This is a genomic window from Mesorhizobium sp. B1-1-7, from assembly GCF_006442705.1.
GTDB lineage: Bacteria > Pseudomonadota > Alphaproteobacteria > Rhizobiales > Rhizobiaceae > Mesorhizobium > Mesorhizobium opportunistum.
In genome coordinates, this window is sequence record NZ_VFWQ01000027.1 from 14,113 (window position 1) to 26,280 (window position 12,168).

The 12,168-nt window shown below is 63.4% G+C and carries 15 protein-coding genes; 4 read left to right on the forward strand and 11 right to left on the reverse strand.

Going from position 1 to position 12,168, the window contains the following annotated elements:
* Positions 1–234: 234 nt before the first annotated feature.
* Positions 235–1,026 (reverse strand): ABC transporter ATP-binding protein, encoded by a 792-nt coding sequence (locus FJ978_RS30580; protein ID WP_127412773.1) that lies wholly within the window; start codon positions 1,024–1,026, stop codon positions 235–237.
* A gap of 130 nt (positions 1,027–1,156) precedes the next feature.
* On the opposite strand from FJ978_RS30580, the gene FJ978_RS30585 reads away from it, so the two are divergent.
* On the forward strand, positions 1,157–1,561 hold the full coding sequence (locus FJ978_RS30585) for a cupin domain-containing protein (RefSeq protein ID WP_015317160.1): 405 nt from the start codon (positions 1,157–1,159) through the stop codon (positions 1,559–1,561).
* 17 nt (positions 1,562–1,578) lie between these two features.
* Here FJ978_RS30585 and FJ978_RS30590 read toward each other — a convergent pair whose 3' ends face one another.
* From FJ978_RS30590 to FJ978_RS30615, 6 genes are all read right to left on the reverse strand, one after another.
* Positions 1,579–1,956: a hypothetical protein gene (locus FJ978_RS30590; protein ID WP_181176834.1), complete on the reverse strand. Its 378-nt coding sequence runs from the start codon at positions 1,954–1,956 to the stop codon at positions 1,579–1,581.
* A gap of 23 nt (positions 1,957–1,979) precedes the next feature.
* Positions 1,980–2,351, reverse strand: coding sequence for a hypothetical protein (locus FJ978_RS30595; protein WP_140576483.1), 372 nt, complete (start codon positions 2,349–2,351; stop codon positions 1,980–1,982).
* 2 nt (positions 2,352–2,353) lie between these two features.
* Positions 2,354–3,805: a dihydropyrimidinase gene (gene hydA, locus FJ978_RS30600; RefSeq protein ID WP_140576485.1), complete on the reverse strand. Its 1,452-nt coding sequence runs from the start codon at positions 3,803–3,805 to the stop codon at positions 2,354–2,356.
* A gap of 65 nt (positions 3,806–3,870) precedes the next feature.
* Complete coding sequence (locus FJ978_RS30605) at positions 3,871–5,121, reverse strand: Zn-dependent hydrolase (RefSeq protein WP_140576487.1); 1,251 nt, start codon at positions 5,119–5,121, stop codon at positions 3,871–3,873.
* A gap of 3 nt (positions 5,122–5,124) precedes the next feature.
* A complete protein-coding gene (locus FJ978_RS30610) occupies positions 5,125–5,544 on the reverse strand; it encodes an endonuclease domain-containing protein (protein WP_246678232.1) in 420 nt (139 codons plus the stop codon).
* Between the two features lie 139 nt (positions 5,545–5,683).
* Positions 5,684–7,012, reverse strand: a complete 1,329-nt coding sequence (locus FJ978_RS30615; RefSeq protein ID WP_140576490.1) for an aspartate aminotransferase family protein — start codon at positions 7,010–7,012, stop codon at positions 5,684–5,686.
* A gap of 227 nt (positions 7,013–7,239) precedes the next feature.
* Here FJ978_RS30615 and FJ978_RS30620 point away from each other — a divergent pair, with 227 nt between their 5' ends.
* Positions 7,240–7,875, forward strand: a complete 636-nt coding sequence (locus tag FJ978_RS30620; protein WP_140576492.1) for a TetR family transcriptional regulator C-terminal domain-containing protein — start codon at positions 7,240–7,242, stop codon at positions 7,873–7,875.
* A gap of 21 nt (positions 7,876–7,896) precedes the next feature.
* Here FJ978_RS30620 and FJ978_RS30625 read toward each other — a convergent pair whose 3' ends face one another.
* Positions 7,897–8,769 (reverse strand): helix-turn-helix transcriptional regulator, encoded by an 873-nt coding sequence (locus FJ978_RS30625; RefSeq protein ID WP_140576493.1) that lies wholly within the window; start codon positions 8,767–8,769, stop codon positions 7,897–7,899.
* A 118-nt stretch (positions 8,770–8,887) separates the two neighbouring features.
* Here FJ978_RS30625 and FJ978_RS30630 point away from each other — a divergent pair, with 118 nt between their 5' ends.
* Together FJ978_RS30630 and FJ978_RS30635 are read left to right on the forward strand one after the other, a co-directional pair.
* Positions 8,888–9,727, forward strand: a complete 840-nt coding sequence (locus FJ978_RS30630; RefSeq protein ID WP_140576524.1) for an SDR family oxidoreductase — start codon at positions 8,888–8,890, stop codon at positions 9,725–9,727.
* Positions 9,724–10,446, forward strand: a complete 723-nt coding sequence (locus FJ978_RS30635; protein WP_140576495.1) for an SDR family oxidoreductase — start codon at positions 9,724–9,726, stop codon at positions 10,444–10,446. The genes FJ978_RS30630 and FJ978_RS30635 overlap by 4 nt, the downstream gene beginning before the upstream one ends.
* A gap of 9 nt (positions 10,447–10,455) precedes the next feature.
* Here FJ978_RS30635 and FJ978_RS30640 read toward each other — a convergent pair whose 3' ends face one another.
* The 3 genes from FJ978_RS30640 to FJ978_RS30650 all read right to left on the reverse strand — a co-directional run bounded on the left by FJ978_RS30640 (position 10,456) and on the right by FJ978_RS30650 (position 11,907).
* Positions 10,456–10,833 (reverse strand): DoxX family protein, encoded by a 378-nt coding sequence (locus FJ978_RS30640; protein WP_013894607.1) that lies wholly within the window; start codon positions 10,831–10,833, stop codon positions 10,456–10,458.
* Between the two features lie 68 nt (positions 10,834–10,901).
* Positions 10,902–11,360, reverse strand: a complete 459-nt coding sequence (locus tag FJ978_RS30645; RefSeq protein WP_013894606.1) for a carboxymuconolactone decarboxylase family protein — start codon at positions 11,358–11,360, stop codon at positions 10,902–10,904.
* A 28-nt stretch (positions 11,361–11,388) separates the two neighbouring features.
* Complete coding sequence (locus tag FJ978_RS30650) at positions 11,389–11,907, reverse strand: Rrf2 family transcriptional regulator (RefSeq protein WP_140576496.1); 519 nt, start codon at positions 11,905–11,907, stop codon at positions 11,389–11,391.
* Positions 11,908–12,168: the final 261 nt, after the last annotated feature.

Consider the following 12,168-nt stretch of genomic DNA (forward strand, 5'->3'; position numbering starts at 1 on the left):
AGCAAGGAGCGAAGCGACGCGGCGCAGACCCTAGGATCCATGCCGCTACCTCTCCGCTCGGCGGCGGTGCGGAACATGGCCACCTGCGCCTCGCTCTGTTTGGCGAGTATTCTGAGCCGTTTGCACTCTTCGGCTAATGTCGCGGCATGGATCCTAGGGTCTGCGCAAGCCGCTTCGCGCTTGCTTCGCCCTAGGATGACGAAGGCGCGCTGGGCCGCTCGCTCTTCGGAGCCCTCAATCATCATAGCTGTGCCCTGCCCTCAAGCCATCGCGGACGCGCGCGGCAATCGCCAGGAATTCCGGCGTCTCGCGGATGTCGAGCGGCCGCTCCTTCGGCAGCGTCGATTCAATGATGTCGCTGACCCGGCCCGGTCGCGGCGACATGACGACGATCCGTGTCGACAGGTAGACGGCTTCAGGAATGGAGTGGGTGACGAAGCAGATGGTCTTGTCGGTTCGCGCCCACAACTCCAGCAATTGCTCGTTGAGGTGGTCGCGCACGATCTCGTCCAGCGCGCCGAACGGCTCGTCCATCAAGAGCAGGTCGGCGTCGAAGGCCAGCGCGCGGGCGATCGAGGCGCGCTGCTGCATGCCGCCGGACAGCTGCCAGGGATATTTCTTCTCGAAACCCGCGAGGTTGACGAGGTCGAGCGTGCGCTTGATCCGTTCGCCCTGCTCGGCCTTGGACAGACCCATGATCTCGAGCGGCAGCGCGACGTTGCGCTCGATGGTGCGCCAGGGAAACAGGGCGGCGGCCTGGAAGACGTAGCCATAGGCGCGTTTCTCGCGCGCCTGTTCTGCTGTCATGCCGTTGACCGAGATCGTTCCCGAGGTCGGCTTCTCCAGGTCCGCGACGACGCGCAGCAAGGTGGTCTTGCCGCAGCCCGACGGCCCGATGAAGGAGACGAACTCGCCCTTGCCGATGGTCAGGTCGACATTGGACAGCGCCTGGACTGGTCCGTCATTGGTCTGGAACGTGAGGCCAAGTTTGCTTGCCGCGACGACGGCTGGCGAAATCCCTGTCATCGGCCGCGGCCTGCCTGTTCCCGCCACAGGGGCGCCGGCCGGATTCCGATTGCTTTTATCGCGATGTTGTTTTCCACTCGCCCTGTCCCATTGGCCCTGTTTCGCTCAATCGACGCCCGGAGTTTCCCCGATGTCGCCCAAACCCACTTGTCATCTTATCCGCCCTGAAAGCACTTATGAAGGCAAGCAGGGTTTGACCTATTTCGCCGGTATTGCAACGGAGTCGGTAGGCTCCTCCGGCATCTGCATGCATGTGCTCACCATGCCGCCCGGCGCTCGCGCCAAGGCGCATCTGCACGAGAACCATGAAACGGCGATCTACGTGCTCTCCGGCGAGGTCCATACCTGGTACGGCGACAGGCTCGAACATCACATCGTCGTCAAGGCCGGCGATCTCTTCTACATTCCGGCCGGCGTGCCGCATCTTCCGGCCAATCTGAGCAACGCCCCGTCTTCGGCGGTCATCGCCCGCACCGATCCCAATGAACAGGAAAGCGTCGTCCTGCTGCCGGAACTGGATGCGCTGGTCGCCTGAGGTCGACGGGATCGCCGTCATTTGCACCGCGCGACTTCCCCCATCAAATTGCCGTCCTCATCGGCGATCGTCAGCTTCTTGGCTTTCTTGGCGCTGCGCTTGATGGTGAATTTGGTCGGCTCCTGCCCTTCTTCGCCTTCCGCCTCACATGTCGCGGTCACCACGAGCGATCCGTCAGCCAGCGTTTGCGTCTTTGTGAACGTGCAGGCGCTGGCGGCGGTGATCAACTCCTTGTCGGTCAAAAGCAGCATCTGATCGGCGGCGACTTCCTGGCCGTTGTGGTTGATGCAGCCATATTTGTCGCCATAGGGTTTCGACAGGTCGATGCCTGCCGCGAAAGCCTGGCCAGCGGCCAGAACGGCAACCATCGCAACAGACAGACCAAAACCACGCATGCCCGTTCCCCCATGGCCCAACGTTAAGAACATGATTGCAGCGGCCCCAGTTCTTCCAGGCCGGGAATGGTGACGAAGAAGCCAGCCTCTCCCTTGTTGGTGACCAGGATTGTTTCGACCGTCGTTCCCGCCTCGCCCTCGGCGGAACAGGTCGAACGCAACGATTGAATACCCGGCGCCGACGTCAACTGTTGATCGAACCGGCAACCACTGCCATAGGTCTCGATGCCTTCCGCGGTCAGCAGGATATAGGCATCACTGTCCTGGTAGCCGGCCTTCGCGCCGGCGCAGCCGACATCGTTGCCCCAGGAACCAGGCAGCACGCCGGCCGCGCTTGCCGGACCACCGGCAACAGCCGCCAAGACCACCGAGATCAGCGCGGCCGAACGCGCCAAGCTCAGACCCCCGTCGCCGGGATGCCTGACCGTTCCACCTTGCGCGGCGCGGTGATGTCCTTCCACGTCGACAGCGCGCGGTTGACCGCCGCGTTGGGCTCACGGCCGACGAATTGGCCATGGCCGGGCTTGGCCTTGACCTCGGCCTCCTCGATCGACAGTTCGCCGCGCGAGAACACGAAGCGCGGCAGGCCGGTCACCTCGACGCCTTCGAACACGTTGTAGTCGATGACGGACTGCTGCTTCTTCGAGGAAATCGTCTTTTTGCGCTTCGGATCCCAGACGACGATGTCGGCATCCGCGCCTTCGACGATGGCGCCCTTCCTCGGGTACATGTTGAGGATCTTGGCGATGTTGGTCGAGGTCACCGCGACGAACTCGTTCATCGTCAGCCGCCCGGTGTTGACGCCCTTGGTCCACAGCACCGGCATGCGATCCTCGAGGCCGCCGGTGCCGTTCGGAATCTTGGTGAAATCGCCGACGCCGTTGCGTTTCTGCTTGGTGGTGAAAGCGCAATGGTCGGTCGCCACCACTTGCAGTGAGCCTGCCTGCAGGCCGGCCCACAGCGAATCCTGGTGCAGTTTGTTGCGGAAGGGCGGGCTCATCACGCGGCGCGCCGCATGGTCCCAGTCCTTGTTGAAATACTCGCTCTCGTCCAGCGTCAGGTGCTGGATCAGCGGTTCGCCGAACACCCGCATGCCCTTCTGGCGCGCCCGGCGGATCGCCTCGTGGCTCTGCTCGCACGAGACATGCACGACGTAAAGCGGCACGCCGGCCATGTCGGCGATCATGATGGCACGGTTGGTCGCCTCGCCTTCCACTTCTGGCGGGCGCGAATAAGCGTGCCCCTCGGGGCCATTGTTGCCGGCTGCCAGCAGCTTCTGCGAAAGGGCCGCGACCACGTCGCCATTCTCGGCGTGCACCAGCGGCAGCGCGCCAAGGTCGGCGCAGCGCTGGAACGACGCATACATCTCGTCGTCATCCACCATCAGCGCGCCCTTGTAGGCCATGAAGTGCTTGAACGAGGTGATGCCCTTGTCGACGACGGTTGCCATCTCGTCGAACACCTGCTTGCCCCACCAGGTGACCGCCATGTGGAAGGAATAGTCGCAGGACGCTTTCGAGGTCTTGTTGTCCCACATCTGCAGGGCTTCGAGCAGCGATTGCTGCGGCGCCGGCAGGCAGAAATCGACCACCATGGTGGTCCCGCCGGCAAGGGCGGCCCGCGTGCCGGATTCGAAATCGTCGGCCGAATAGGTGCCCATGAACGGCATTTCGAGATGGGTGTGCGGATCGATGCCGCCCGGCATGATGTAGCAGCCGGTGGCGTCATACTCGTGGTCGCCATGCAGATCCGAGCCGATGGCGACGATCTTGCCGTGGCTGAACAGCACATCGGCCTTCCATGTGCGGTCGGCCGTGACGACGGTGCCGTTCTTGATGACTTTGGTCATTTTCTTGTTCCCTTGTTCTCTTCGCGCTTCTGATGAGCGGCGTTTGGAAGGTAAATCTCTAAAGCTCACTCCACGATGACAGCCGTCTCCACCACCGCATGGAACAGCACGTCGGCGCCAGCGCTCGCCCACTCCTTGGTGATCTCCTCGGCCTCGTTGTGGCTCAACCCATCAACGCAGGGGCACATCACCATGGCGGTCGGAGCGACGCGGTTGATCCAGCAGGCGTCGTGGCCGGCGCCGGAGACGATGTTGCGGTGCGTATAGCCGAGCCGGTCGGCGGCATCGCGGATTGCCTTGACGCAGCCGGCATCGAAGGTCACCGGATCGAAATGGCCGACCTGCTCGATCTTGTACTGGATGTCGAGCGCATCGCAGATCGTCTCGATGCCTTCGCGGATGCGGCCGTCCATGGCGTCGAGCACTTCCTTTTCCGGCGAGCGGATATCGATGGTGAAGACGGTGCGTCCGGCGATGATGTTGCGCGAATTGGGATAGACTTCCATATGGCCGACCGCGCCGACGGCGTCGGGCTGGTAGTCCATGGCGATCTCGTGCACCAGTTCGATCACCCGGGCCATGCCGAGCCCGGCATTGCGGCGCTTGGGCATCGGCGTCGAGCCGGTATGCGCCTCCTTGCCGGTCAGCGTCACCTGCAGCCATTTCAGCCCCTGGCCGTGGGTGACGACGCCGATGTCGATATCTTCGTCCTCGAGGATCGGGCCTTGCTCGATATGCAATTCGAAAAAGGCGTGAATCTTTCGGTCGCCGACCTTCTCCGAACCCTTCCAGCCGATGCGCTCCAGCTCCTCGCCGAATTTCTTGCCGTTCTTGTCGGTATGCTCGTAGACGTCGGCCTGGTCGAGCACGCCGGCGAACACGCCGGATGCCATCATCGCCGGCGCGAAGCGAGCGCCTTCCTCGTTGGTCCAGTTGGTGACGACGATCGGATGTTTGGTCTTGATGCCGAGATCGTTGAGCGAACGCACGATCTCCAGGCCGCCGAGCACGCCGAGCACGCCATCATACTTGCCACCGGTCGGCTGCGTGTCGAGATGGCTGCCGACATAGACGGGCGGCAAGCTGGGGTCGGTGCCTTCGCGGCGGGCAAACATCGTGCCCATCTCGTCGACGCCCATGTCGAGCCCGGCCGCATCGCACCAGCGCTTGAACAGGTGCCGGCCCTCGCCGTCCTCGTCGGTCACGGTCTGGCGATTGTTGCCGCCGGCAATGCCGGGGCCGATCTTCGCCATCTCCATGATCGAATCCCACAAACGATCTGAATTGATTCGCAGATTCTCGCCGGGTGCGGCCATGCTCTAAAACCCTATCGATTGCGGGGCGCCAACGTTCCCCTCCCCCTCGAGGGGAGGGTGGCCGCGAAGCGGTCGGGTGGGGTCGCCTGACATAGACTCGACCTTCCCCTTGACCGCCTGCGCGACATGCCACGCGCTATTTATGACATCGGGCTCGTCAACACGAAAGACGTCAAAGCCGAGCGAACGCAGATACGCATCACGAACGGCATCGTGGCGTTTGCCCTTCTCGTGCTCGTGCATATCACCGTCGACCTCCACGATCAGCTTTACCCCGAGGCAAGCAAAGTCGACGATATAGGGGCCGATCGGGCACTGGCGGCGAAACTTGATGCCAGCCGCTTTCAGCTCGCGCAGCTCGTACCACAACAGCGATTCGCCCTTGGTCGCGTGAACTCGAAGCGCACGCGCTTTCTGGCGCATTTCGAAGCTCACGCGGGTTCGGGGCATCAGAGGCAGCCTCGCGGCAAAAGATCAGGTCGGCGCCCGGTCGCACGGACCCCACCCGACCGCTTCGCGGCCACCCTCCCCTCGAGGGGGAGGGATATCCGCGCCCAAATCTTCAATCTATCGACCTCAGCACTTCGCGCACATGGTCGATCAGTTCGTTGATCTGGCCCTTGGTGATGATCAGCGGCGGCGACAGCGCGATGATGTCGCCGGTGGTGCGGATCAGCGCGCCGCGTTCGAACGCCTTGACGAAGGCCGAGAAGGCCCGCTTGGTCGGGCTGCCGGCGATGGGCGCCAGTTCGATCGCGCCGATCAGGCCGATATTCCTGATGTCGATGACATGCGGCTCGCCCTTCAGCGAATGCAGCGCGTCTTCCCAATAGGGCGCCAGTTCCTCGCCACGGGTCAGCAGCCCCTCTTCCTTGTAGGTGTCGAGCGTGCCGAGTGCGGCGGCGCAGGCGACCGGATTGCCCGAATAGGTGTAGCCATGGAAGAACTCGATCATGTGCTCGGGGCCGGTCATGAAGGCGTCGTGGATTTCCTTCTTCACGAACACCGCGCCCATCGGGATGACGCCGTTGGAGACACCCTTGGCGGTGGTCATGATGTCTGGCGTGACGCCGAAATAATCGGCGGCGAACGGCGCGCCGAGACGGCCGAAACCGGTGATGACCTCGTCGAAGATCAACAGGATGCCGTGCTTGGTGCAGATTTCGCGAAGCTTCTCGAGATAACCCTTGGGCGGCAGGATGACGCCGGTGGAACCGGCGACCGGCTCGACGATGACGGCGGCGATGGTCGAGGCGTCATGCAGCGTAACGATGCGCTCCAGTTCGTTGGCCAGCTCCGCGCCATATTCCGGCACACCCTTCGAGAAGGCGTTCTTCTCCGGCAAATGGGTGTGCGGCATGTGGTCGACGCCGCCGAGCAGCGTGCCGAACATCTTGCGGTTGGTGACGATCCCGCCGACCGAAATGCCGCCGAAATTGACGCCGTGATAGCCGCGTTCGCGGCCGATCAGGCGGGTGCGCGAGCCCTCGCCCTTCACGCGGTGATAGGCGATCGCCATCTTCAGCGCGGTCTCGACCGATTCCGAACCGGAATTGGTGAAGAACACATGATCCATGCCCTTGGGCGCGATGTCGACGAGCCGGTTGGCCAGTTCGAACACGATCGGATGGCCCATCTGGAAGGCCGGTGCATAATCGAGCTCGGCGGCCTGATGCTGGATCGCGTCGGTGATTTTCGGCCGGCAGTGGCCGGCATTGACGCACCAGAGGCCCGCGGTGCCGTCCAGCACCTTGCGGCCATCGCTGGTCGTGTAGTGCATGTCCTTGGCGGACACGAACATGCGTGGCGCCTGCTTGAACTGCCGGTTTGCCGTGAACGGCATCCAGAATGCGCTGAGATCGTTCGGCGTGACTTTCAGCCGGTTGGACATGACCAAGACTTCCCCTTGTAACCTGTTTCGGTGCGTCCAACGCTTGGTCTTTGCCGCGCTTTCGTGCTACGCAAATTTTTGACCGATTGGACAAACGTTAGCACCGCCCTGTCGGCGGTCAAGGGATTACTAGCGGAAATGCGGCTCCTGAAGTGCGTTCCACAGCCTAGGGAAAAACTGGTCCAGAGAATTGGTCCAGATGACCCTGAACACGAGGTGTTGCAACGGTGAACACCAGCACGGAAGCCCCTCGCCGCACCCGCATACAGCAGGAAAAGCGCGAACTGATCCTCGAGGCAGCCCTCGAGGTGTTCTCCACCAACGGTTTCCGTGGCTCGACCATCGACCAGATCGCCGAAGCCGCGGGCATGTCGAAGCCCAACCTGCTCTATTATTTCCGCCGCAAGGAAGACATTCACGAGACGTTGATGCAGCGCCTGCTCGACACATGGCTGGCGCCGCTCAGGGAACTCGACGACATCGGCGATCCGATGACGGAACTCAGGAGCTACATCAGGCGCAAGCTGGAGATGGCGCGCGATTTTCCGCGAGAGAGCCGGCTGTTCGCCAACGAGATCCTGCAAGGCGCGCCACGCATCATGCCGCTGCTGGCCGGCGAGCTGAAGACGCTGGTCGACGAGAAGGCTGCCGTGATCAAGGGCTGGATGCGCGCCGGCAAGATCGCCAGGACCGATCCCTGGCACCTGATCTTCTCGATCTGGGCAACCACGCAGCATTACGCCGATTTCGACGTCCAGGTCCGCGCCGTGCTCGGCCCGAACCGTGGCGGCGACGGCCGCTTTGAGGATGCCGCGCGTTTCCTGGAGCAATTGTTTCTCGAAGGACTGAAGCCGAAGGGCTGACCTCGGCCTTGCCGCGACCGCTCAGGCGCTGCGCCGCTCCGCCGGCAGGGCGTCCAGCAAAGCCTGCAGCTTGGCGATCGAGTTCTGCTCGGCGAGCGGCGTGTAGACGACCAGCCGCATGTCGGAACCATCGTCGATCGACAGGCTCATATGCTCGAAGGCCATCGCGCCGGCCGTGGGGTGCCGGACGTGCTTCAGGCCGGTCAGCCTTCGCGCCACGTCCCGTCGAGGCCACCAGTCGCGGAACTCCGGGCTCGATCGCATCATCAGCGCGATCAGCCGATCGAAGTCCGGGTCGCCGACATATTTGGCGCTTTCGGCGCGAAACGATGCGAGCACCACGCGGGCAAGCTCCTCCCAGTCGACCAGCAAGCGGCGGTGGTGCGGATTTGTGAACACCATATGGACGATGTTGCGGGCATCTCCCTCAAGCAGGCCATAATCGCCGAACACCGCGACGGCCGCCGGGTTCCAGGCAAGCACGTCCCAGCGCCGGCCGACGACATAGGCGGGTTGCAGGACAAGGCTCTGCAGCATGTGCAGCAAGGCGGCATCGACCTTTTCCGGTGCGGCCACGCGGCGCTCCGGCTGTTGGCGGCCGGCAAGGATGAACAGATGGCGCTTCTCGATGGCGTCGAGGCGCAACGCCTCGCTCAGCGCGGTCAGCACCTCGACCGAGGGCCTGACGTCCCTGCCCTGTTCCAGCCAGGTATACCAGGTCGTGCCGACGCCGGCGATCATCGCCACCTCCTCGCGACGCAGGCCCGGCGTGCGACGCCTGAGGCCCGTGGCGATGCCCGTTGCCGACGGCGTCAGCCTTTCGCGGCGCGAACGCAGGAAGGCGCCAAGCTCGCGCCGGCGGCTGTCTTCAGCGGAATGTGAGGGAGCATCCATGCACCTATTATAGCAGTATTGATACCAGGATAAAGTTTGAACTGTTTGAGATCCGCCCGATGTCCCATCTTGCGGCGGGAGCAGCAGACAGGAGGCTCCAAACATGGACCTGCCAAACATGGATCTGAAAGATAAGACTATCCTCATCACCGGCTCGACCGACGGCGTCGGCCGCGTCGTCGCGCAAAGGCTGGGCGGGGCCGGCGCCCGCATCCTGGTGCACGGCCGCGATGCTGAGCGTGGAAAAACCACCGTCGCCGACATCGAAGCCGCCGGCGGCAAGGCCGAATTTTTCGCCGCCGACCTCGCCTCGCTGGCGCAGGTTCGCCGCCTAGCCGAGGCCGTACGTGAAAAGACAGACCGGCTCGACGTCCTCATCAACAATGCCGGCGTCGGTACGGCCGGCGCCAAACGGCAGATCAGCGCCGACGGCCATGAACTGCGTTTCGCGGTCAATTATCTCGCCGGCTTCCTGCTGACCTCGGAGCTTCTGCCACTGCTGAAGGCGAGTGCTCCAGCGCGCATCGTCAATGTCGCCTCCGCCGGCCAACAGGCGATCGACTTCGGCGATGTCATGCTGACCCATGGCTATAGCGGCGTGCGCGCCTACTGTCAGAGCAAGCTGGCGCAGATCCTGTTCACCGTCGATCTGGCAGAGCAGTTGAAGGGCACCGGGGTTACCGTCAACGCCCTGCATCCGGCGAGCTACATGAACACCACCATGGTCCGGCAGGCAGGGGTCACGCCATGGAGCTCGGTCGAGACCGGCGCCGACGCCATCGTCAATCTCGCCACCTCGCCGGCACTCGAAGGCCGCAGCGGCCTCTATTTCGACGGCCTGCGTGAATCGCGCGCCGATGCCCAGGCCTACGACGCCGGAGCACGACAACAATTGCGAAGCCTCAGCCTCGACCTTGTCGGCCAGGCTTCCACAAAATCGAAGGAACAGCATTCATGAGCGACAGAACTGAACACACAGTCATTATCGGCGGCTCGTCCGGCATCGGCCTGGCAACGGCGCGAAAGCTGCTTGGCCCGGGCATGAAGGTGACCATCACCGGGCGCAACCAGGATAAGCTCAACAGCGCCTGGAAGAGCCTTGGCGGCGCCGCTGACAAGGCAGCATTCGATGCCTCAAAGCCGGACGAGGTCCGCCAATTCTTCGAGCGCCTCGGCCCGTTCGACCACCTCGTTCTGGCGGCGAGCGGCGGCAAAGGCCTTGGCCCGTTCCACGCCCTCGACCTTGCCGACATCGGCAGCGGCGTCGACGAAAAGATACGGCCGCAATTGTCCTGCCTGCAGGCCGCCTTGCCGACGCTGAACAAATCGGGCTCCGTCACCTTCATCTCTGCAGTCTCGGCCCAGCTCGCCACGCCTGGTGTCGCTGGCATCGGCGCCATCAACGGCATGCTGTTGACCGTGGCACCCATCCTGGCCGTCGAGCTGAAGCCGCTGCGCGTCAATGTCGTGGCGCCAGGCGTCATCGACACGCCGTGGTGGGACTTTTTGCCGGACGAACAGCGGCAGGCGGTCTTTGCCGAATATGCCGGCAAGACGCCGGTCGGCAGGATCGGCCACGCCGACGACGTCGCCTCGGCGATAGCCTTCCTCGTCTCCAACGGCTTCATGACCGGCCAGGTGCTGACCTGCGATGGTGGCCTGCGGTTCGCGGCCTAGCTTTGGCCTTCAGAGCGACTGCGCGATCAGCGTCAGAAAACCGCCGCCCAGCGCGACATTGCCGACGAAGCCGTTGATGCGCGCCGCGCGGTCCGGACCCTGGTGATCCCAGAAATTGTGGAACATCGGCGTGGCGGCGACCAGGAACAGCAAGAGCACCGCGCAGGCAAGCGCGGTCCACAGACCCGCCATCACCAGCGCGCCGGCGATGATCTGCAGGACGATGCCGGCCCACAGCGCCAACCGCGCCCGCGGCACACCGCGCGCGGCCATGAGCCCTGTGAGGAAGGCCGCGTTCTGGATGTTGCGCAGGCCGGCGAGGACAAAAGCGCCGCCGAGCAACAGGCGGCCGAGGAACAACAAGGTCGAAGGCAAATCGGCAGGCATGAAACGCTCCCTTTGAAATCAATCGGGAGCGCCACCTCCCTGCGGCGCTCCCCAACACAATCGGATGATCAGGCAGCCTTGGCGGCGGGCATCGGATGAATGGCGTGGAACGGGATGCACAACCGGTTCCAGGTGTTGATCATGCCGAGCGCGACAGAGAGCTTTACCAGTTCCTCTTCCGAGAAATGCTCGAGCGTGCGGGCATAGAGCTCATCCGAAACACCGTCATTGGCGATCAGGGTCACAGCCTCAGTCCAGGCCAAGGCGGCGCGTTCGCGCTCGGAAAACAGCGGCGATTCCTTCCAGGCCGCGACCAGATAGAGCCGCTGCTCGGTCTCGCCGTCGCGCCGCGCCTCGCGGCTGTGCATCTCGACGCAGTAGGAGCAACCGTTGATCTGCGAGGCTCTGAGCTTGATCAGGTGCAGCAGGCTCACCTCGAGCCCGCATTCGTCGACCGCCTTGTTGAGCGCCGACACCGCCTTCATGATCTCGGGCGCCTTGGCGAAAAATTGCAGCCTCTGTTTCATCGTCTTTCCTTTCACAGCTTGGGGGGTTTTAGGTTTGCGTTGTTGAACTGGGTTTCTGCGGCCGCTGGTGGCGCTCCACGAAAGCACAGCTCGCGGCAAGCGATCTCGGATCGCCTTCCGCCTGGTAAGTGGCCACGATGTCGGACAGCCTGGTTTCGGCGAGTGCGGCGCGATAGGCGCGCTCGGCCTTCAGCATCGCCGCGTTGATGCCGCAGGGTTTGACATAGGCCGAGGCATCGAGCTTGACCGGGCCGTTGCGGCGGATCTCGCCACACCGAAACGCCGGCTCGCGTCCTTCGACGGCCAGCACGATGTCGAGCAGCGTGATGCGCTCTGCAGGCTTTGCCAGCCTGTAGCCGCCAGCCGGTCCCGGCACCGATTCCAGGATGCGCGCGGCAGTCAGCATGTTGAGATGTTTCAGGAGATAGCTCGGCGACAGGCCGAACGACTCGGCCAGCGCGGCGCCCGGCATGGTGCTGTTGCCCTCGACGCTGGCCAGCGTGGCCGCGCAGTGGATGGCCGCTTCAACGCCCTCGCCCAGCTTCATGATGCCGATCTCCTATTCATGGATACATTATATCGTGGATAAATTTTATCTGCAATAGGGAAGTGCGAGTTTCATATCGTCACGAAGCTTCACAGGACTTGCGTTCCTCGCACCCCGCTTTGCACTACGGCATGCACACATTTCCGGGCAGCTGATCTTTGGCGATAACGTGCTGAGCTGGTCGACCCCCACTCCGTCTCGGCTTCGCCGAGCCGCCTCTCCCCCGATCGACGGGGTAGAGGAAAGGCGCCAAAGCTTTTT

Excerpts from the sequence above, each read along its gene's own strand:
- FJ978_RS30585 (WP_015317160.1), top strand. The coding sequence starts at position 1,157 with ATGTCGCCCAAACCCACTTGTCATCTTATCCGCCCTGAAAGCACTTAT.
- FJ978_RS30630 (WP_140576524.1), top strand. The coding sequence starts at position 8,888 with ATGGATCTGAAAGATAAGACTATCCTCATCACCGGCTCGACCGACGGC.
- FJ978_RS30610 (WP_246678232.1), bottom strand. The coding sequence starts at position 5,544 with ATGCGCCAGAAAGCGCGTGCGCTTCGAGTTCACGCGACCAAGGGCGAA.
- FJ978_RS30635 (WP_140576495.1), top strand. The coding sequence starts at position 9,724 with ATGAGCGACAGAACTGAACACACAGTCATTATCGGCGGCTCGTCCGGC.
- FJ978_RS30645 (WP_013894606.1), bottom strand. The coding sequence starts at position 11,360 with ATGAAACAGAGGCTGCAATTTTTCGCCAAGGCGCCCGAGATCATGAAG.
- FJ978_RS30590 (WP_181176834.1), bottom strand. The coding sequence starts at position 1,956 with ATGCGTGGTTTTGGTCTGTCTGTTGCGATGGTTGCCGTTCTGGCCGCT.
- FJ978_RS30625 (WP_140576493.1), bottom strand. The coding sequence starts at position 8,769 with ATGGATGCTCCCTCACATTCCGCTGAAGACAGCCGCCGGCGCGAGCTT.
- FJ978_RS30650 (WP_140576496.1), bottom strand. The coding sequence starts at position 11,907 with ATGAAGCTGGGCGAGGGCGTTGAAGCGGCCATCCACTGCGCGGCCACG.
- hydA (WP_140576485.1), bottom strand. The coding sequence starts at position 3,805 with ATGACCAAAGTCATCAAGAACGGCACCGTCGTCACGGCCGACCGCACA.
- FJ978_RS30605 (WP_140576487.1), bottom strand. The coding sequence starts at position 5,121 with ATGGCCGCACCCGGCGAGAATCTGCGAATCAATTCAGATCGTTTGTGG.
- FJ978_RS30640 (WP_013894607.1), bottom strand. The coding sequence starts at position 10,833 with ATGCCTGCCGATTTGCCTTCGACCTTGTTGTTCCTCGGCCGCCTGTTG.
- FJ978_RS30615 (WP_140576490.1), bottom strand. The coding sequence starts at position 7,012 with ATGTCCAACCGGCTGAAAGTCACGCCGAACGATCTCAGCGCATTCTGG.
- FJ978_RS30580 (WP_127412773.1), bottom strand. The coding sequence starts at position 1,026 with ATGACAGGGATTTCGCCAGCCGTCGTCGCGGCAAGCAAACTTGGCCTC.